Origin of the sequence: Paenibacillus sp. FSL E2-0178 (genome assembly GCF_038593005.1) — a bacterium.
In the GTDB taxonomy this organism is placed as follows: Bacteria; Bacillota; Bacilli; order Paenibacillales; family Paenibacillaceae; genus Paenibacillus_AQ; species Paenibacillus_AQ phytohabitans.
Window position 1 is genome coordinate 3244977 of the sequence record NZ_CP151953.1, and the last position, 19506, is coordinate 3264482.

16 protein-coding genes are annotated in these 19506 nt (G+C 53.2%); 5 read left to right on the plus strand and 11 right to left on the minus strand.

Going from position 1 to position 19506, the window contains the following annotated elements; translation table 11 throughout:
• The first annotated feature begins 17 nt into the window (after nucleotides 1-17).
• Entirely contained in the window at nucleotides 18-416 is a 399-nt protein-coding gene (locus tag MHI42_RS14195) for a hypothetical protein (protein WP_342424208.1), read from the plus strand.
• A 217-nt stretch (nucleotides 417-633) separates the two neighbouring features.
• Here MHI42_RS14195 and MHI42_RS14200 read toward each other — a convergent pair whose 3' ends face one another.
• Nucleotides 634-7500, minus strand: a complete 6867-nt coding sequence (locus MHI42_RS14200) for an S-layer homology domain-containing protein (protein WP_342424209.1) — start codon at nucleotides 7498-7500, stop codon at nucleotides 634-636.
• Between the two features lie 227 nt (nucleotides 7501-7727).
• On the opposite strand from MHI42_RS14200, the gene MHI42_RS14205 reads away from it, so the two are divergent.
• The gene (locus MHI42_RS14205) at nucleotides 7728-8369 is read left to right on the plus strand and encodes a pentapeptide repeat-containing protein (RefSeq protein ID WP_342424210.1); all 642 of its coding nucleotides are present in this window, start codon (nucleotides 7728-7730) and stop codon (nucleotides 8367-8369) included.
• On the opposite strand, the gene MHI42_RS14210 is transcribed toward MHI42_RS14205, so the two are convergent.
• On the minus strand, nucleotides 8366-8851 hold the full coding sequence (locus tag MHI42_RS14210) for a SprT family protein (RefSeq protein ID WP_342424211.1): 486 nt from the start codon (nucleotides 8849-8851) through the stop codon (nucleotides 8366-8368). The genes MHI42_RS14205 and MHI42_RS14210 overlap by 4 nt on opposite strands.
• A 121-nt stretch (nucleotides 8852-8972) precedes the next feature.
• Between MHI42_RS14210 and MHI42_RS14215 the strand changes: the two genes are divergently transcribed.
• Nucleotides 8973-9332 carry a hypothetical protein gene (locus MHI42_RS14215; protein WP_039296308.1) on the plus strand — a complete coding sequence of 120 codons (360 nt, stop codon included), beginning with the start codon at nucleotides 8973-8975 and terminating at the stop codon, nucleotides 9330-9332.
• Nucleotides 9333-9458: 126 nt separating this feature from the next.
• Nucleotides 9459-9596, plus strand: coding sequence for a cortex morphogenetic protein CmpA (cmpA, locus tag MHI42_RS14220; RefSeq protein WP_099052445.1), 138 nt, complete (start codon nucleotides 9459-9461; stop codon nucleotides 9594-9596).
• Between the two features lie 113 nt (nucleotides 9597-9709).
• Here the strand turns inward: cmpA and MHI42_RS14225 are convergent, their stop codons facing one another.
• Nucleotides 9710-9877, minus strand: a complete 168-nt coding sequence (locus MHI42_RS14225; protein ID WP_167549522.1) for a hypothetical protein — start codon at nucleotides 9875-9877, stop codon at nucleotides 9710-9712.
• Nucleotides 9878-9999: 122 nt separating this feature from the next.
• Nucleotides 10000-10494, minus strand: a complete 495-nt coding sequence (locus tag MHI42_RS14230) for a DinB family protein (protein ID WP_039296306.1) — start codon at nucleotides 10492-10494, stop codon at nucleotides 10000-10002.
• A gap of 269 nt (nucleotides 10495-10763) precedes the next feature.
• Between MHI42_RS14230 and MHI42_RS14235 the strand changes: the two genes are divergently transcribed.
• Nucleotides 10764-11339, plus strand: a complete 576-nt coding sequence (locus MHI42_RS14235) for a CGNR zinc finger domain-containing protein (RefSeq protein ID WP_342424212.1) — start codon at nucleotides 10764-10766, stop codon at nucleotides 11337-11339.
• A gap of 3 nt (nucleotides 11340-11342) precedes the next feature.
• On the opposite strand, the gene MHI42_RS14240 is transcribed toward MHI42_RS14235, so the two are convergent.
• The 7 genes from MHI42_RS14240 to MHI42_RS14270 all read right to left on the minus strand — a co-directional run bounded on the left by MHI42_RS14240 (nucleotide 11343) and on the right by MHI42_RS14270 (nucleotide 19474).
• The gene (locus tag MHI42_RS14240; RefSeq protein ID WP_342424213.1) at nucleotides 11343-12476 is read right to left on the minus strand and encodes a GGDEF domain-containing protein; all 1134 of its coding nucleotides are present in this window, start codon (nucleotides 12474-12476) and stop codon (nucleotides 11343-11345) included.
• 327 nt (nucleotides 12477-12803) lie between these two features.
• Nucleotides 12804-13382, minus strand: a complete 579-nt coding sequence (locus tag MHI42_RS14245) for a DUF6155 family protein (RefSeq protein WP_342424214.1) — start codon at nucleotides 13380-13382, stop codon at nucleotides 12804-12806.
• 615 nt (nucleotides 13383-13997) lie between these two features.
• Nucleotides 13998-14804, minus strand: a complete 807-nt coding sequence (locus MHI42_RS14250) for a hypothetical protein (RefSeq protein WP_342424215.1) — start codon at nucleotides 14802-14804, stop codon at nucleotides 13998-14000.
• Nucleotides 14805-14816: 12 nt separating this feature from the next.
• Entirely contained in the window at nucleotides 14817-16115 is a 1299-nt protein-coding gene (locus tag MHI42_RS14255; RefSeq protein ID WP_342424216.1) for a coproporphyrinogen-III oxidase family protein, read from the minus strand.
• A gap of 4 nt (nucleotides 16116-16119) precedes the next feature.
• Entirely contained in the window at nucleotides 16120-17403 is a 1284-nt protein-coding gene (locus MHI42_RS14260) for a radical SAM protein (protein ID WP_342424217.1), read from the minus strand.
• Nucleotides 17404-17430: 27 nt separating this feature from the next.
• Complete coding sequence (locus tag MHI42_RS14265) at nucleotides 17431-18714, minus strand: radical SAM protein (RefSeq protein WP_342424218.1); 1284 nt, start codon at nucleotides 18712-18714, stop codon at nucleotides 17431-17433.
• A gap of 1 nt (nucleotide 18715) precedes the next feature.
• Nucleotides 18716-19474 carry an alpha/beta hydrolase gene (locus MHI42_RS14270; RefSeq protein ID WP_340988820.1) on the minus strand — a complete coding sequence of 253 codons (759 nt, stop codon included), beginning with the start codon at nucleotides 19472-19474 and terminating at the stop codon, nucleotides 18716-18718.
• Nucleotides 19475-19506 lie beyond the last annotated feature (32 nt).

Sequence of the window (19506 nt, forward strand, 5' to 3'; positions counted from 1 at the left end):
TGGCAGGAGTACGCTCCTTGCTTGAATTAGTTGGGGCTCATCTCTGTTTGCCCGCTCAGCCGACTTTGGATGAAATTATAGCTACTCTTCCTTTAGGAGCGGGAGTACTGGAGAATTGTTACCTTCAGATCCGGGATTGTTGTACTTTTTGCAAGATTTTTGGCGGTTTGGCGGTTGTGAACCCACATTGTTGTACTTTTTGCAAGAATTCTGACGGGTTGGCAGTTTTGAGCCTCAAATTGTTGTATTTTCTGCAGGATTTCTGGCAACTGGGTAGTTTTGAACCATACATTGTTGTATTTTCTGCAAGATTTCAGCCGTCTCGCACCTCTCCGTCCCTTCAATCCGCCGACTTTGGCCGATATATTAAACACACTTCCGCACTTCCCTCACTCCCTTCTGGCAACTTCGGCTAATTCCAACACATCTGCGTCTCTTCCCCTCCATTCTGCCGACTTTCAGCTAATTCAAAGACACGTCTGCGCTTCGATTTCCTCTTAGTCCACTTCCTGAGAATTAAAAGCACTGCCGACTGCCTAGATAAAAATAAGCCGCCGCGAAGGAAGACGGGGAAAATCCCGCGTTCCTTTGCGGCGGCTTGTAGGTTGTTCGTTAAGCCGTGACGACTAGCGGCTACTCGTTCAGCAGCTTGCCGGCACGGAGCAGGCGGGTCAGAATAACGGCGGCTTCTGCACGGCTGGTATTGCTGCCCGGCACAAAGTATCCGGCGGATTGGCCGTTCATAATGCCGGTGGCGGTTAATATGCTCACAGCTTCCTTAGCCCAAGCAGAGATACTGGCAGCATCCTTAAAAGTGCCTGGCCCCGGCAGTGCTGACGCAGAAGCTGCTTCATTAATTGCTGCATTGGCGTGAAGCAGCTTCCAGGCTCTGGCGGCCATGACCGCCATCTGCTCTCTGGTGACCGGCGCATCCGGACGGAAGGAACCGTCCGCGTAGCCTTGAACCAGCCCCAACAATACGGCTGTCTCCGCGTCAGCGGCGTACCAGGAGCTGGCAGGCACATCGCGGAAAGTGGCCGCTGCAGCCGGTAGAGCATCCGGCTGCAGGCCAAGCGAGCGGACCAGCATGGACGTGAATTCCGCCCGGCTGACGGTGCGCTGCGGCGCAAAGACACCGGCCGACTGGCCGTTCACAATCAATCTGCTGGCCAGCAGATTGATCTCATCCTTGGCCCAGTGGGCGGAGATATCGCCGAAGCTTGCCGGATTCACGGCAACGGCCATTATACCTCCGGCCAAGCTGCTCTTAACGGTAACCCGGGTCACACCTGCCCCGGATTCGAATACTGCCGGAACGTAACGGAAGGTTCCGTCCTTGGCATTATAGACCAGCGCCACTGCTGTCTTGACGTCCATTACTTCGTTAATGGTGAATGTACGCTCGACATGTACAGTGCCGAAGCTTCCGGCCGGCAATGAGGTCTTGCCGTCCGTAACATTCAAGGTGAAGCCTGCCGGCGTTCCCTTCACCTTATAGTTCTGCTTGCCTGCAGCGGCAAGCAGCCCCGCAAGCTCCGCGCCTGTCTGCGGCGCGAGCTTGAACTCCAGCGTTCCATCAGGCAGCTTCGCAGCCTTCAGGACGCTGTCTGCCAGGGCCAGCGGGAGACGGTAGGACGCGTCCCCGCTCCGCACCACCAGCACAGCGTCTGGACTCGCCGCTGCCGCTGCCCGCAGAGCAGTCCCGCTGAAGCGTGCGGTACCTTCTGCATTAGCCGCCACTTCAATTATCTTCTGCCCGGCGGCAACACTCTTAAGCTGCGCATCGTTATTAGCCGCAGGCACAATTACGGGCGCCGGGGTAGCCGCAGGAGTTGCCTGCGGGTTCGGGTTCGCGTTCGGACTCGGAGACGCCGTCGAACTTGGAGTCGGACTTGGAGCCGGACTTGCAGCGGCCGATATCACAAGATCATACACTCTTGTGCTGCCAAGGGCGGACACGGTAAAGGTAGTGTTCCCTTTAGCAACTGCCCGCAGCTTCCCTTCTTCCACAGTGGCAAGGCTGCTGCCTGCAATACTGATGACTGCCTGTGCAGTGATATCTGTACCCTTCTGATCCAGCACCTGCAGCTTGGAGCTGGTTCCTTCTTTTAATACCACAGGTCCGGTCTGTCCATCCCCAAGCTTGATCGAGAATGGCTTGACGCTGCTTGCGATACCTTGATTCTTCTCCAGAACCGTAAATGTTGACGAGGTGTTCGCCACCAGATTCATCCGCTCCCCGCGGATAATCAGGTTATCGGCCAGCAGACTGCCTCTCATCTCCTTCGTAATCTCAATTCCGTTCGTGCCGGCTCCGTCAATTACGTTATCTGCAAGAGTGATTCCTTCCATATTCAGATTGCCGTGGACGATGAGTCCGGAATAGGTGCTGTCCAGCGCGATGTTATTGCGGATCAGCACATTGCTGTTGATGTTATTTTCCCCGGTATAGAGCCATATTGCCCCCAGATTCACACCATAGCCTGAATCATAGCTGCCGGTACGCAGCAGGGTGTTCCGCTCCACAACGGTCGTGCCCTGGAACGGCTCTGCGCTGAAGCGTGTGGATACAGCAATCCCCGCTCCGTTCGTCACCGTATCCTTCACAATATTGTCCTGGATCTTATTATCCTTGCCGCCGAACACGACGATATTATCAGCCAGCCACGGCAGAGATACATTGTTAAAGCGTGCCGTATTATTGAAGCTTGGCGTCCGCTCGCTGCCGTTGACATCATTCAGCCCGGCATCGGTGAAGGACCACATGGCGATACCATCATCGCCCGGATAGCGGATATCGCTCTGCTCCATCATGCTGTTCCCTGTGCCTACAGCGAAGTTGATCCCGTCCGCCATCAGGTTGCGGATACGCAGCCCGGCCATATAGAGGCCATTGGTGCGCGCCTTCTCACCTTTTGGCTGGGTCAGCCATAAGCCTGCTTTGGTATGCTCAATCCATACATTCTGAATGACCGAACCTTGACCGAAGGCGCCGTGAAAAGCATTCGTAACCGCCTCATCGTCGCGCACGTTAATGCCGCCCTCAATCAGCAGATCGTATACTCCGATCTTGCCGCCGTGGCCGTAGAACTTGGCGCCGTTCAGCGTCGTGTACCACATGCCTGCGCCGCGGATCTCCGCATCGTCCAGATCCAGCATTCCGCTGCCGACATTGAAGCTGCCTTCCGGGAACCAGACGCCTGCATCCTGATCTTCGGCTGCGGCAAGCGCAGCCTTAAATGCGGCAGTATCATCGCCATCATCCCCGGCAATGGCTCCAAAATCAGTGACAGACAAGAACCCCTCAGGCTGAGCCAGTGCAGGTGCAACCTGCTCCATGTCCGCCAGATCGATTACATATGAGGCAGCATGATCATCCGCGCTTTTCTCTAGGCGGATTACTGCTCCTGCCGGAGCCTCACCGATCAGCGCATGAATCTCGTCATAGAAGCGGTGTCCGCTGCCTTGACTCGGGTCATTCGACCATGGGTAGCTGCCATATTCCCAGGCGTATTTTGACGTGAGATTAAGCACCCGGCGTTCCCCATTCACGAAGAGCGACAAGGTTTCCTCTGCTCCCGCCCCATCCGGACTGTCCGGTATGGAATAACGGAGTACGATTGAATTCGCAGGTTTGGCCAGCGTAAACTCCACATACTCGCCGGTGTTCTTCAGGATGACTGCTTCGCGTCCTGAAGCCTCCGAAGCCAGACTGCGGTATTTCCGCGAAGGCGTGACCTGTGTTCCATTCGTAACGGCATCCTCCGCTTCATAGCTGGTATAAGGAAGCGTAGCTCCGCGGTAGGTTTTATTGATGCTATCTTTGACAGTCAGACTATCGATTGTGATCCCGCTCAATGACGCCTCTGCGCCACTGAATGAAACCGTATTGATTCCTGTCCGCAGGTCCAGCGTAAGCTCAGCCGTCTGCCATACGGAAGCGGAGGCGCTGGCAGCAAGGCTTACAACGCCCTGCTTAAGACCATTGACCCGGGTCTCCAGCTCAGCCGCAGCGGCGGAAGCATTCCGGTAACGGAGCACAACGTCGTATTCCCCCGCTACATCAGCATTCACGGCAAACCGCAGCACCCCGTCCCCATGGAATGCCTCTTGCCCGGCATACACGGCATCCTGAGCTACGGGAACGAAGCTCCATAGCGCAGCCTGTGCTCCAGCCGCCCCCAGCTGAACTCCTGCGTCCCCATAAATAAGTGCAGATTGCTTATCCGCACTTAACAGCAGCCGGTATCCCAGCTTATCCTGGATACTCCACTGCGAATCTTCCTTGTCACCGGAATCCACGAGGACAACAGCGCCCTCCTGATCGCGCGCAAGATAATGGCCCGTCTGAACGTTCATCACCCGGTTCCGCCCGTTGAAATCCTGCACCAGCCATTGCGCCTGGGCGGGACCTCCGGAAGCATCGGCATAAACCAGCTTGCCGTCCTTTTCAGCCACTATCGTGCCGTCCATTCCTTGCGGTGCGATGGTAATGATATTCGTGTCGTTCTGAACCGGTGTAGCCGTATCCGTGTTCCCGGCTTCGCCTTCCGGCATGTTGAATTCTTGCGGTGCAGCTTCGAGTGTCCATTGCAATGACGCCTCAGTGTCCAGCAGCAATGCGCGCTCAGCATATCCCGTCTTATTCTGCAAGTTGATGTACTCATCGTTATATTCACCGTAGAGACTGCGGATGGTGTAATGCTTGGCATCTGCAGCGAGACTGACATCCCATGCTGAAGCGCCGGTATCTGCCGGATCACCGCCGGTACTCTCCAGGAAGGAGTAATCACTATTTAGAGTAATATAGTGGCCCGTGGCACGATTCACGATATATTGCTGCCCTGCATCCGTAACGATACTCCAGTGCGAGTAGCCGTTATCTGAAGCAGGCTGGCCGTATAGGACCACGCCGTGTTCGTTCTCATACAGGTAATCTCCGGTGCCTGCATTTTTGAACCGGACTGGGGTGACAGGAAGAGGTGGTACCGGTTCGTAAACCGGCTCAGCAGTAAACTGCGCACTGTCCCTGACGGCAGCATCCGCAGCCTTGCTAATCCGGATTACCGGATAGCCGTTATCATCAGCGGCGCCATACAGGTAATGGCCTGCCCAGGCACTTTTGAAGGTAGTACGTCCGGATTCCTGTATATGAACTATCCATCTGATGCTTGCCCAGACGTCATATACCGTCTGCTCCGTACGGACGGGGCTTGTGGGCTCTTCCTGTTCAATGACCGCTGCCAGACTCTCCAGGGAAATGTACCTTCCGGTACCTCGATTCTTCAGCTTGACCGCACCGTTACTGCCGGGTATGTCGATCAGCTGCCAGACGAAGGAATCGTCTCCGGGAATAAGCTCTCCGTACGTAGCCTGACCGACTGTGGGATCAGCAGCACCGCCACCGCCACCCGCACCAGCAGTTGCAGTATCACCTGTATCCAGAGCGAGCAATGCCTCTTCCTCTTTAGCAGCCTTCTCTGCTATATCCTCCAGGTCTCCGCCCGCCTGATCCTGCGGATCATACACATCCGTTGTAACTGTCGCATCATTAACCGGAAGCGTAACCTTCAGCACAGGAGCAGGGACAGCATCATCCTTAAGATACTGATCTACTCCGTTCACTCCATTCAGCTTGAAGCGGAACAAATCATGTCTCTTCTCGGTTACGGGTACGAACTTCCACTTGGGACTGCCCCAATCGGGATTGATCACCCCATATTCGGCATATTTGGTCAGATTCTGCAAAGAAATATACTTCAGTGGACGCTTATTCGGCTCCTTATCCAGCACACTCGCGATCACATACGTGCTGTCGCCGGTATTTCTGCCGGTCCAGATGTACGCCGGGTCCACATTATCCTTACTGCCAAGCGGTGCCACTGAAATATGACCCTCCGGCATCTGTGCTACATTCATGTAGTGGCCTGTTTTTTTATTCTGAAAAAGCTTGCGGCCGTTGTACTTCTCAATCAGCCACTGGTCTGATCCATCCTCCTGCATATTGCCGTATTTCAGCACACCGTCACTGCTCTCATACCAGTAGAAGGACTGCCAGGTATTCTGAATCCGGTAATAATGAAGGGATCCGTCTGTCGGGACGTCCGGATCAAGCAGCTGCCACTGGGCAGACAGCGAGCTTGCATCAGAGCCTGCGCCGGCATGTCCGCCTCCCAGCAGAGACAGATAGTTTCCCGGAGTCCCTACATTCTCAATCGTCTGGTAGTCATCATAATCATCTGATTCATTGAAATCCCACTGATCGGAAGGCAGACTACTATTCATCGTCACGGCAGCAGCCGCACCATCCGCATAGTTAAGGTAATGTCCGGTGGCTGCATTGCGGATGCGTTTATGGCCGTCATAGTCCTCGGCGTACCACAGGTATTGACCCTCATCTGCTGCATCCGGGGCGATAACCCCATGCTGGAGCTCGCCGCCCGCAGCTTCATACAGGAAATCGGTTGCTACTTGCGCATCGGTATAGGTGGCAATCCGCACCGGCTGCAGCTCGCTAACCGTGACGATCCGCCACTGCGCACTTGGATTGCCTCCCCAGCCCGGCCAATTGTTGGAGCGCACATCGCTGTCACCGTCATACTGGGGATTGAGCCATAATGCATTCCCGCCGTCGGTCAGACCCTGATTGCGGAAGGTTACAAGCCCTTCCCCGGAGGTGCCCGGCGCCGGCTCTTGGACCCACTCACTCAGATTTGCTTTGGCCGGATCAATCTCAGCCGAGAAGACCCCATACCAATGCTCTTCATTCTGCTTGATGTAGTGTCCGGTCGCCCGGTTGCGGATCAACAGTGTCCCGGAATCTGTACCCGGTTCCAGAAACCACTGTGCTGCCTCATTACTGAGCGGCTGTGCACCGTGCTGTACCTTCCCCTCATTCTCAAACATGACGTTGCCCGGGCGCATCACACTTTCGATCCGGACAGGAGCTGCGCTGAGACTTACAAACGCCCATTGCGGGCTCTCAAAGGTAATGTTTATATCCGCGCTGGCCTGGGCATAACCCAGCTGATTCTCCTCATGGATGACCAGCTTGCTCTCCGGAGCCGTTGCACTGCGGATGACCATATAGCCGGCTCTGTTTGAAGTATCTATCAGCCATTGGTCAGCGGTGCTCCCCCCGCCCGGGGCAGCAGCTGCCTTGAGTGAATCCTCTTTGCCTGCATTGCCTTCAAGCGTAATGAAGTGGCCGGTCTTCACATTCTGAATCCGTGATAAGCCGCCCTCCGTGACCACATTCCAATGGGAAGAGGTATCTGCCGGGTTAGTCATTCCGTAGCGGACAACACCTTCGCTTGTCTCATACAAAAAATTGCTCTTCCACTTGTTCTTAATCAGAACAGTACCCGCTGGAATTTGCGCTGCGCCTGTTCCCCCGAGGCCGTCTGCGTAGACAGAATTCCCGGCTCCCGGCAGACCCAGATTGGGAAAAATAAGCAGCAACGCCAGCAGACCCGCAATCACGGACCTGAATCGTTTCATAAGTGCGCCCCCTCTAACTTAAATGGACTTCTTTTCCATCTTAGTTTGGTAACGCTTACAAAACGATGTGTGATTTTATCCATCCACAGGTGTATTTGTACGTACATGCTTAAGGCGGGCTATAGCCGCTGCAATTGACAAAAGCTCAGGTTCGCAGGATAGTTAACTCATTCAGCCGCCAAGTTGTCCATACTTGAACGGATGGAACTAATTCTACGGAGGCATTCATGAATAACAAGATCGAACAACCCCGAATCCCGGAACCGGAGCTATTGCTGCCGCAGCAGATTCACTCTCTGTCTTCCAAGGACGAATTCAGCCGCTGCCTCATTTCCGGAGCGCTAATTGAATACCAGGATGCTGCCAGAGTGTCCTTTGATAAGGTTATTTTCAAAAATGTAACGATCACTGAATCCTCTCTGCACGGCATTGAGCTGACCGATGTCATCTTCGATCATTGTGACCTGTCCAATGTCGATTTCAACGATGCCTTCATGCATAGGACAGAATTCAGGGATTGCCGTTTGATTGGCACGGACTTCACGAGAGCGAGGTTTCAAAATGTATCGGTGACCGGGTGCATCGGGGAGTTCGCGGTGTTCCGGTTTGCTAATTTCAAAGGAGCCTCCTTCGAGCGCAGCTCGCTCGTCAGCGCCGATTATTACCAGTCCACCTTAAGCGGCCTCTATTTCTCGGAATGCAATCTGGATCAGGCCACACTGGCCGGGTGCAAGCTGAAGGATATCGATCTGAGCGATTGCGAGTTCACCGGCCTCGTGGTTGACCTCCAGGATCTGGACGGCTGTGTGATCTCGGCGGAGCAGGCGGCTTCTTTCGCCGGACTGCTGGGCCTGGTGATTAAATATTAAGTAGCCGGACCCGCACCTGCCTCCAGGGCGACCAGCTTCAGCTTGCCCGAACATTTCCCGCAGCGGTAACGCTTCGGATCGGCTCTGCGCTTACGCGGATATTCCATGGCGCAGGCTGTGCAGACCAGCTTGTACCGGTAAGGCTGCGGTTTCCGCGCCTTGTCTCCCGGCAGTGTCTGGCAGTAGCGGCTGCCCCCGACCCGGGCGAGCAGTGTTTTGAAATCGGCATCCCGGTGCATATATCCCCGCTTCGCCAGATGCAGATGGTAATGGCAGAGCTCATGCTTGATGATTTTCTCCGTCTCCTCCCGGCCGTGGATGGCAAGCTGCTGGGGATTGATCTCTATATTATGGCTTTTGGTAAAATATCGTCCGCCCGTTGTCGTAAGTCTGCTGTTAAAGCTGGCTGTATGCCGGAAAGGCACGCCGAAGCTGTTCAGTGACACCTGCTCGATCCACTGCTGCAGCTCTTCGTTGCTCATACTGATCATAGCGCTCCTTCATGGCTCCTCTCCTTAAGGAAATAAGATCTCTACTTGAATTGTAACTTGCCCATAGGCTACACTGTCAAGAAGGAAGACAAGTCCGGAGGGAGAATGAGTTATGCCGAAAATGCGGTATGTTATTTTGCAGCAGGATCAGGAACTGCAGTTCGTGGAGATGCCGGAGGAGTATGCTTACCAGCTGAGCGCCCTCAATCTTCGCCTGAATAAAGAAATTGACAAGCTGACTGCGGAGAATGTACCCGGTCTGCCGCGGGCGATTGCCGAGTGCGATTCCCTGGAGCTGCTGCGTGAGGAGCATCACCTGGAGTCCGGGCTGGCATATATCAACCGTCTGGAAAATGCTTTTGCCTCTATACAAGAGACTGAGTATCCGCTGATCTCGCTATTAACGGAAATCCGCGCGCTGCAGGCCCAGCTTGAGCAATGGTATGAAGAGGAAGAGGAAAGTGTGCAGTAGCTGGCAGTTATATGATGGAGCTGTACGGCTAATTGCCACATGTAAATGAATGCTGCTGCCGCACCTTTGGGCGGCCTTCCCCATATGCTATCTGTACATAGGATGCATGCCAGAGGAGGGGTACCCTTGCCGCAGTGGCTTTGCCAACAGCTCATGAAGGCTTATTTCAAGAAAGACCGCCGTCAGATCAAACTGCTGAATGAATGCTGGTTCTTTTACCGGAATTCTGCCGAAACCCGTGAATTCATCACCAAAGACGTATAGGTATTATTCCGCATTATATCCGTAAGCGCCAAAAGGGAGTGACCGCGCAGCCGTAGAAATCATGGCTGTGGGGCACTCCCTTTAACATATATATCCGGGCCGGATTCTGTTGCTTAGAACATCGGGAATACATATTTCACCAGGAAGAACAGCAGTCCAAAAATGATGATAATATACGCGGCATATTTAATAAAGGTGGATGCGACGAGACTGGAATCCGATTTCTTGTGTACCTCTGTCCGTTCGACCTCAATGCTTCTATCCTTGGTATTCGGTTCCATCTTCAATCTCTCCTCTCGGTTCGTTAGCTGTATGTCTTCCATTAACCCCCGTGTTTCGGACTGAAACAAAAAGAAACGGCGCCGTCCTAGGGACAGCATCCGTTTCTGCTGGAAATCAGCTTTTAGTCAAAACTGCGTTGACCCGGCCAGGAGCCCTGCAGCTTGCGGACCAGTACGATCTGTCCGGTATGATAAGAATCATGCAGAATCAGACTCATCACTTCTTCGCCCGGTGCATGTCCGGAGCCGCCCCATTCATAAGCACCTTCCTCCAAGGCCACAATAATCTCCCGCAAAGAGGCATGAACGGACTTCAGCTTGGCAACTGCCTGGTTCCACGCCTCTTCCCCGCTCTCCGTTACCGTAAACGTAGCATCATTGCTCTCTAAGTCAGGCAATTTCTCCAGGCCCTTAAGCTTGCGCAGCAGACGTTCCTTATAATAAGTCAGATGGTTGACGGTCTCCCAGATGGAATTGCCCGCTGCCCCCTCCGGCTTCCAGCTTGCCTGTTCACTAGTCACCCCTTCGAGCGCGTCCTTAAGCGGCGGCTGCCAATCCTCCACATCCATCACATAATCCCAGTTCTCCACCAGAACATCGCTAATCTTATTTTGCATATTTCACCCTCCTAAAAGTTTTGCGGAGCCTATGCACCTCGAGTTTCTTCGCAGTAAAGCAGACTTCGAAAGCATCGGCTTCGTTTCTCGGAGCATTCGCTCCCTGATTACAGAGCTTAGAAAATCCGAATTTCGTAACGGTTAAACAACCTGAATGAAGGTTACATTAGAAATGTAGCATATTTGCCGGAGCGCTTCAAGTAACTAGCAAAACTTATTTTTAACTGTTACAATCAAAGGAAACATCGTGGTGAAAGGAAAGATGCAGCTTGCTGTGGGAGGATTTCATTAACAGCTACTGGCGGAATTGGCGGACAGGCGACCGGAGCAAGGACCGGGATAGGCTGGATGAACCGGAGTGGCTGGCAGAATGGCTGGCGGCACAGAAATTACCTGCGGCAGGACCGATTCTGCCGGTTGAACTGGAGCGGCTGAAGCAGCTGCGCGGATTATTATGGGACGAGATACAACGGCTGGTGCAGGGACAACCAACGGAAAGAGCTCTGCTGGAACAGCTGAATGTATATATGAGCAACGGGCCTGTTCTGCGGAAAGTAGTCTGGGGTACCGGTGGCGAAGCCGGGATTTCATTGCTCCCCCAGCGTGCAGACTGGGAGCAGATTATGGCGGAGATAGCCGCTTCTTTTGCCGCGGCATTACTGGAGAAGGAATCCTCACGCTTCCGCATCTGCGGGAATCCCGACTGCCTCTGGGTCTATTACGATGATACCCGCAACCGCTCGAAGCGCTACTGCGACGACAAGATGTGCGGGAACCTGATGAAGGTCAGACGGTTCCGGGCGCGTAAGAAGGCTGCGGAGGATAAAGGGAATCTGCCGGACTAGCTTTTATACAGACTGCAAATGCCGGGTCTGCTGAAGCGGAGTCAATGTTGTGTTTTTGCCTGATTTTTTGGCAGTATAGAGCAGTTTATCCACTTCCTCAAACAGCTGTTCTTTGGTGGCTCCTTCGGAGTAGCTTTTGAGTCCGATACTGACGGTCACTGCAGTATTCTCCAACTCTTCATGTAGAGTCTCCGACAGTTGCTGACGTACCCTGTCTGCCAGCTCGTAGGCTTCTTCGGATGTCTTCTCAAAGAACAGAATCGCAAATTCCTCGCCCCCATAACGTGAGGCAATATCCGCTGGAGAGATATTGTCTTTAATCACCTTCGCGACCCGCGCCAGCACTGCATCGCCGATACGGTGGCCGTATTTATCGTTAATCCGCTTGAAATTGTCTATATCAATCAAAGCCAGATGAAACGGCGCGCCCTGATTCCCATACTCCAGCGCTTTGTCGTAGAACTCATGGAAGGAGATATGATTGTACAGGCCGGTCAGCGCATCCGTAGTGGACAGCTTACGGATCACCGCATTCTCGATCATCAGATTCTGCTTGGCGGTCAGTGTCGCTTCCAGATCACTCGCCAGCTCCCGCCCGTTAATAATAATAATGCTGGCTACCAGCGTGCCCACCAGCAGAAATAGCGGAATGGCAATCAGATCGAAATCATTCAGATAATATTTGAACCAGTAATCCCAGCGGTAGAGAATGAAGAACGCAGCCGCCTGCAGGGCAGACGTAAATAAGGTCAGATCCAGCCGAAAAAAGATCGCCGACGCGAAAATCGGCAGCAGCATCAGCGCCCCAATAATCCGGATATCCATATTGAGATGGATAATCATCATGGCAATAATGGTCCCGGACACAAACAGCAGGACAAAGGAATATTTTGGCGCAATCGCATCGACGAACTGGGTCAACCCGACAACCGCGCTCATCAGCAGCGTCGGATACAGCAGGACATCATAATAAAATTCATGCGGCCCCATGGGATATGAAAGAAATAAAAAAGCCCAGAGCTGCGCAGCAAAATGCAAAGCAATTACGAGCCAATAGGTACGCAAAAAACGCTTGATCCACTTGGCCTGCCGCTGTGCGGAAGTATCCGAGGGGCCCATGAAATCTCTTAATCTCAATCCATTCACCCGCTGCATGTAGATTTGATCAACACATTTCTATTATTTTAACATGATTTGCCCCGGGTACGATACTCACTTGTGGGGATGAGAATGGAGCGACGAGACTTCAGTCAGATATAAGCACATTCTATCCTGAGCAACGGACAAGAGTAGCCCATTTATCGCAAAAAAAGAACCGCTATCAGGCGGCAGGGTGAAAGGCTTGCAAAAAATAGTCACAGAAGCCGCGGAAGGTGTGCGGGCGATGTAACCGCTACGCTTAAACTTGGCCAACAGCTCTACCCGTGACTGGGAAACGCGAAGTCTTTGCAAAAAGACACTCGCTTACTTACCCTCAACTACCTGATTCAATACCCCAAAATGATCCACGAGCTCATAATATTCGTATGCAAGGTCGTCATGAAATCCCCAACCACACCCAGATGTTTCGTGGACAGCAGCTTCTATTCTTGGGTGAAAATAATAATAAAGCTCTACATCATCATGATCAATCAGCTTGCGAACGACCTGAGAGTACACGGAAGCCATACTGTTATAGAATCTTTCATCGATATCTCCGTAATCATTGGTGAAACTTACTCCCTGTTCGACATAAAAAAGCATCAGGTCAATCTGTTTGGGAAAATCATCAGTCAGTTTGCTGAATTCGGAGATTGCCTTCTTGGCTTGAGCCAGTCGCATTTTAGGCATCCCCCGTTCGGGATAGAACTCATAGGCAATCGTCCTTTTCGCCTCCTCATACAGTTGAGTTAAAGTTTCCTCCGGCCGCAATTTCATCTGAAAATATTTCTTCACTTCATCATTCATCTTATAACAGTCCATAATCAAAGTGATCAGCTCTGGCTGGGAAGCTTCTTTCAGGTATCTTTTTAATTCAGGCAGCGGCAGTTGAGATTTCGACATATCATTCTACCCTTCCTAATCATTATTTATAAAGACATTCTACTGGTCTATTAAAAAAGTACACACCCACATTCTAATCTATCCCCCATAGTCCTTCCACTAAAAATGTTGAATAGCCCTCATTTTTAATCTAAAGGACTGTGTGGAATTTACTGATGTTCCTTGGTTTCACTTCTGTAGGGGAGCGACATTGGCGATCTCAGACAAATTGATGACAATGCTATTTCAATCCACACACTCCACACGGAGTGCGACAGCGGAAATCAGCATAACCTATGCCTTTTCCATATTAATTCCCTACTCTTCCGCTAATATAATACTAGAAAGGATATCAATCAATTGTTGACTTTATATAAACACTGTCTATTCCTTATAGTTTCCACAAATTCTGAGGTGCGAAGGACCCGGGGATTTCGTGGGAGCTTGGAATTCGCACCAGCTCTTAGAGCCTATCTTGCTCTATTGCTTTTAATCTGCAAGCGACCGGAGCTAGTTATGAAGCCTGTATATTTTTTCAGACAACTATTTCATTGAATTCCAAATTACAAACAGCCCAACCCGCGCATCGCGTACGGTCCGGCTGTTTGTGGTGTCTCGGCTTATTGATCAGCGTCCTCAGGCATTCATCAGCAGCTGGATACGCTCCACATCCTGGCTGTATTTTTTGGCCAGTCTGGCTTTGCCGAGGTTGGATTTCACGATTTTTTGCATCCGTTTATCTTCGGTCACAGCGAATTTGGCCAGCATCCGGAAGCCTGCCTCAGGGGCACGCTCGACGAATACGCTGAGTGCATATTCCAGACCTTTGGACAGGACGCGGAAATCTTCCGTACCATAGCGGGTCTTCCCCTCAGCAATCTCATCCAGGATGTGCTCCGACAGCTCCAGAGCATACAAGACATTGGCAGCATCCTTCAGCATAGGCGGGTGGGCCAGCGCCGCTACGAAAGCCCGCTTCTCCAGCGCACTGGCCTTGCCCATCATCGCATCGAACAAGCTTCGGAGCGCTCCAAAGTCCTGTTCCCCGATTCGCTGCAGCGCCATCGCTGCCGCTTCACGCATCCGCCAGCGGGAATCATTCATGGCTGCTTGACAACGCTCCAGAATGATCTGCTGCCTCGAAGAATCTGCATAGCGGTAATAGGTCCCCATCGCCTGCAGCGCACAGAAAGGCAGGAACTCACGGGGATCATCCGTCGGCGCATCCGCCTCCGCTCTGCTGCTCCATTCGGCAAGCAGCTCCCAGGCATCGCCGGTTACCCAATCCGACCCGAAGGCATCTGCGAATGTGGAGGCCGCCCCCAGATTGGCCCGCGGACCCGGCAGATTCGACTCGCCGAGCAACCGCTTCTCAAGCTGCTTGAATTTCCCGGCGTCCTGAAGATCCTCATAGAAAACGTTCTTGGTCACTTTGCTGTTCATAGTACCCCTCCATCATTTTGGAAAAGCAATTTTGATATGTTCCTCGCAAAACTCCTTACATACATTGTTGCCCCAGAACAATCCTTCAAAACGTGTCAGCGCAATAGTCTCCTCACGAATCTCCACCAAGCCTGCCTTTACAAACTTATCGAACAGCTCAGGAAAATGTTCCTCCGGGAAGGTGCCAAATTTACGGCGGAACAGTTGGCGGTCAATCGCAGTGCGGCGCAAGCCCATCGCCAGGAACTGGTTGGGCAGATCCTCCGGCGTCACCTGGTAGCCTAAGGAAACCGGCAGCTCTCCTGATGTAATTTTTTTCACATACTCCGGAAGCAGCTTCACATTCTGATAAGCATAGCCGCCCACTTCGCCGAATGCCCCCAGTCCGACAGAGAGCAGGTCCAGATGATCATCAAAATGCTTACGGCTGTAAATATGATGTCCTCCCGGCTGCACGAAATCATAGGTGGATTCGACCGCGTAGCCTTGCGACTCCAGATAACGGCAAGCCTCGTAATACATCTGCTGCTCCAGTGCAAGATCACCGCAGGCCGGAAGCTCGCCGCTGGCAATGCGTTTGGCGAGGCCGAAGCCGGGAATGATCTTCAGCGGGAATAACGTGACATGACCGATTCCAAGCTCCACCACCTTCTCCAGATCCTCCAGCCATTCCTCCATGCTCTGACCCGGCAGATTGTACATCAGATCCAGGCTAACATTGGATATTCCGGCCTCCCGGGACTGCTGAATGGTCCGCAGTGAATCCTCGCTGGTCTGAAGCAGTCCGAGGCGTCTCCCCAGCTCATCATTGAAGGTCTGAACGCCCAGACTGATTCGGTTGACGTGAAGAGCATAGAGCAGCTTCAGCTTGGCAGCGGTAAATGAGGCGGGATTCCCCTCAAACGTGATTTCTTCAATACTGTGCATGGGGAGTGTGGCCTGCAGCTGCTCGAAGAGCGCCATGATCTCTTCCTCGTCCAGAACGCTTGGAGTTCCTCCGCCAATATAAAGCGCCTCCACGGAGCAGTTGCGGATCTGCGGCGCCGAACCGTACATCTCCAATTCGCGGAACAGCGCAGTCAAATATTCCTGGCGGGCTGTCTGCTCATTGAACGCCTTGGGATACGGGCAGAACGGGCAGATGGAGTCACAGAACGGAATATGTACATATACAAGTTTAGAGCTTGGAGCGGCATGATTCAAGTTCATCATGGACGGCAGACGTTTGCTGTCCTCCGGGGTAACCGGAGAATTGCCCATGGGATAGTGGCCGATCCCTATCTCCCGGAACGGGTATACAGGCTTGTTCATTCGATCAAGTCCTTCCTCCAATTGAATTCATAAGCATATCCTTATAGATGTGGCGCGATTCTGCCAAGACCTTGGTAAGAAGGGCGTCACTGTAATCCTTGGACTGATAGAACGCGGGAACCAGCAAGTTATCATTCTTATGGACAACTTGCTCCTTAAGGGCGGTATGGTAAAGTGCTGTATGAGGATAAATACGAATCCCTTGACTGGCCAGAATATAGACGGGATTCAATTGGTTGACCAGTTGTACGGTCTCTGCCATGGTCTCTTCATGCTCTCCAGGCCCGCCGAACAGCAGCGACACTGAATATGGGATCTGATATTGCTCCAGGAGTCGTCCCAGCTCCAGCAGCTGCTCCGGGTGGAATTGCTTGCCCATCCGCCTGAGCATCCGCTCAGAACCTGAATCTGCCCCGATATCCACAAAGCGGCAACCGCTTCTCTTCAGCAAGCGGACCAGTTCCTCTGTAATATTGGCCGGGGTCAGGGCACAGCTCCAGTCCAGTGAAGCGCTTGTGCGGCCGATCAGCCCGCAGAACTCCATCGTCTCTTCCACATCATGATTGAAAACGCCGTCTACAAAAGTGATACTGTTCACTTGATAGTCTGCCTGCAGGATCTTCATGTCTTCCATGAATTGTTCCGCAGGAATCCGGCAGCCGCCGGAATTCTTATAGCCCTCTGAGCAATAGATACAGTGCCTGCTGCAGCCTCTGGAGGCCTGATAGCCCATGGAGGCTTTTTTGATGCGGGGGTTCGGGATAAAATACTGCGGGGAGAACAGCGTCTTGGCGGGAATGCGGCTGTACACCGGATGATAGGCAGGAACCGCAGTAACTACCTTGTCTCTGCCTGCGGCCTGCCCCCGTTCAAGTTCCTGGGCCAGCCGGACAGCCTCCGTCTCACCGCTTCCCTTAATCCCGTAATCCGCCCCCAGCTCTTCCACCAGCTCCTCCGGCATTACAAGCATCGCGGCCCCTCCAAGCAGAACCTTGGCTGAGCTGCATGTACGGCATACCTTCATTACTTCTCTTATAAAAGGCAGATAGCTCTCCGGCTGCTGAATCACCTGATTGTCGATGTTGCGCACAGACAGGCAGATCAGCTCCGGTTCAAACACCCGCAGCTCATCCCGGAGTGCCTCAAACGGTTCAGCCATAAAGGCCATATCCAGAAAACGGGTCTCGAAACCGGCAGCCGTCAGAGCCGAGTAGACCATCCCCGCCCCAACCGGAAGAACCGGCATCGGCTTCTTCAGGGTATTCGTAGACACTACCAGTATTCTCATGATTACGCTCCACCCTGTCTCCCTATTTTAAATAAACATCCAATCCGGATTCCGCTCCCGGTACGGACGGCATATGCTGCTCGCCTGCTCCAGATTTAGCTGGGGGGACATGAAGAACTTCGGATGGAGCAGATCATCCGGCTCCGGGGAACCAACGTACCTGTACATATCTGTTGACGGCAGAATGCGGATGCCAAACAAGCCGAAGATGCGCTGAACCTTCAATTCCTCCATAAGATCCAGCGTCTCCCTTAAGGTCTCGGGGGTTTCCTCCGGCCCGCCGATAAGCAGGCAAAAGCTGAAGGATAAATCCTGTTCCTGACAGAGCTGCACGACAGCCCGGATTTCGGTCTGGCGGAAGTTCTTCTTGAACGACCGCAGGCAGATATCGCTGCCTGAATCAATGCCAAACTCCACTTCCGTACACCCTGCCTGCTTAAGCAGCCCGGCGAAGTCTGCAGTGAAGAACCTGGGATTCAGGAAGCAGCCCCAGGACACAGGAACCGCCCGCCCGATCAGCTCCCGGCAAATATCCTCAGCATGCTCCAAGGGATAGTTGAACACACTGTCCACGAAATCAAAAGAACCGATGTCATGCTGCAGCACCATCTGCTCAATCTCGTCAGCAATTGCCTGGGGCGACCGCAGGCGGACTGCCCTGCCCTCCAGCGACGGATAGGCGCAATAGGTGCAGCTCAGCGCACAGCCTCTCTTGGTCAATACATTATGGCGCACCTTGCGCTCCACATCATAATTATGCAGAAATCCGCTGCGGCTCGGAAAATAAGGGTGGTCCAGCTGTTCAGGCGCCTCCGGCGTCAAGTATTTCCATTCCCCGTTCTTTGTGCAGAACATCAGCCCGCTTACGGTGGATGGCTCCTCTCCCTTCTCCAGATGGGATAAGAGTTCAACCATACTGTCACAGCCATCGCCTACAATCCCGTAATCGGCCCCCGTCTCCTGCAGCCACTGCCTGGGAAGGAGCGAGAAGCCCGCTCCCCCCAGAATGACAATAGCCGCATGGCTCCATTGCCGGACCCAATCCACCAGGATGCAGACCTGCTCCACGAAACTCCGGGGATACTGCATGCAGCAATTATCCAAATTACGGATCGACACGCCGATGTAATCCGGTGCATAGGCATCCAGGTAAGAGGTAACAGCCTCCCGGGTATAGTCCAGCTGGGTCATATCCAGCATGCCTGCTTCATAGCCGGAAGCTACAAGACTGGCATGAATATAGCTGAGACCAAGGGGAAAAACGGGCGGCCGCTTCTCCGTATTCGCCGATATTAGCAGCACTCTGCCCATACTACTCCTCCTTGAGGAAAGTGAGCATTGCACTGGCTACGGTTTCGCTCTCCTCAAGAAACATAAAGTGTCCGGTGCCCGGAACCGCCAGCATCCGGGAGTCCGGCAAGTACCGGTTCAGCTCCAAGGCCTTGGGCAGTGGCGTGATCCGGTCCTCTTGGCCGGTTATAATCAGGGTTCTCTGGCGGATATCCTGAAGGATCGGCCGGAGATCGGGATGCTTAATCTGGATCATCAGCCGGTGGGTCGCGGCGGGCAGCTTCGACCATCCCTCCAGAATCAAATGCTGAACCTCTTCATGCTCTGCTGTGAAAAAATACGGAACCGCTGCTGCATTCGTCTGCTTCACTGTATCCGGCGTGATCTCCTCGCCGTGGCCCGGCCGCTTGAACGGAACCTGAAAGGTGGCGGCTGCCCCCATGAGCACCAGCTTCTTCACCCTGCCCGGATCACGTGCAGACAGCAGCAGCGCAAGCGTGCTCCCCAGAGAATGCCCCACAATGGAGACCTGCTTCAGACCCTGCTCGTCCAGCAACCTGACGATATCATCAACCATGTCCTCAAGAGTGAACGGCGGACCGGAGTAATCCGACTGGCCATGCCCCCGCAGATCAGCAGACAGCACCTGATAATGAGGCTGCAGCGCCTGGGCCAATTCCCGGAAGACGAGCGAAGAGTCCCGGTTGCCGTGCAGACACAATACGGCCTCGCCGGTGCCTTGACACCTGTAAAATAAAGGTATGCCCTTTGTCTTCAACATTTGTGACTTTCCTCCCTTGATCTTGTCCGCCT

Excerpts from the sequence above, each read along its gene's own strand:
- MHI42_RS14200 (WP_342424209.1), bottom strand. The coding sequence starts at position 7,500 with ATGAAACGATTCAGGTCCGTGATTGCGGGTCTGCTGGCGTTGCTGCTT.
- MHI42_RS14205 (WP_342424210.1), top strand. The coding sequence starts at position 7,728 with ATGAATAACAAGATCGAACAACCCCGAATCCCGGAACCGGAGCTATTG.
- MHI42_RS14210 (WP_342424211.1), bottom strand. The coding sequence starts at position 8,851 with ATGAGCAACGAAGAGCTGCAGCAGTGGATCGAGCAGGTGTCACTGAAC.
- MHI42_RS14215 (WP_039296308.1), top strand. The coding sequence starts at position 8,973 with ATGCCGAAAATGCGGTATGTTATTTTGCAGCAGGATCAGGAACTGCAG.
- MHI42_RS14225 (WP_167549522.1), bottom strand. The coding sequence starts at position 9,877 with ATGGAACCGAATACCAAGGATAGAAGCATTGAGGTCGAACGGACAGAG.
- MHI42_RS14230 (WP_039296306.1), bottom strand. The coding sequence starts at position 10,494 with ATGCAAAATAAGATTAGCGATGTTCTGGTGGAGAACTGGGATTATGTG.
- MHI42_RS14245 (WP_342424214.1), bottom strand. The coding sequence starts at position 13,382 with ATGTCGAAATCTCAACTGCCGCTGCCTGAATTAAAAAGATACCTGAAA.
- MHI42_RS14250 (WP_342424215.1), bottom strand. The coding sequence starts at position 14,804 with ATGAACAGCAAAGTGACCAAGAACGTTTTCTATGAGGATCTTCAGGAC.
- MHI42_RS14255 (WP_342424216.1), bottom strand. The coding sequence starts at position 16,115 with ATGAACAAGCCTGTATACCCGTTCCGGGAGATAGGGATCGGCCACTAT.
- MHI42_RS14260 (WP_342424217.1), bottom strand. The coding sequence starts at position 17,403 with ATGAGAATACTGGTAGTGTCTACGAATACCCTGAAGAAGCCGATGCCG.
- MHI42_RS14265 (WP_342424218.1), bottom strand. The coding sequence starts at position 18,714 with ATGGGCAGAGTGCTGCTAATATCGGCGAATACGGAGAAGCGGCCGCCC.
- MHI42_RS14270 (WP_340988820.1), bottom strand. The coding sequence starts at position 19,474 with ATGTTGAAGACAAAGGGCATACCTTTATTTTACAGGTGTCAAGGCACC.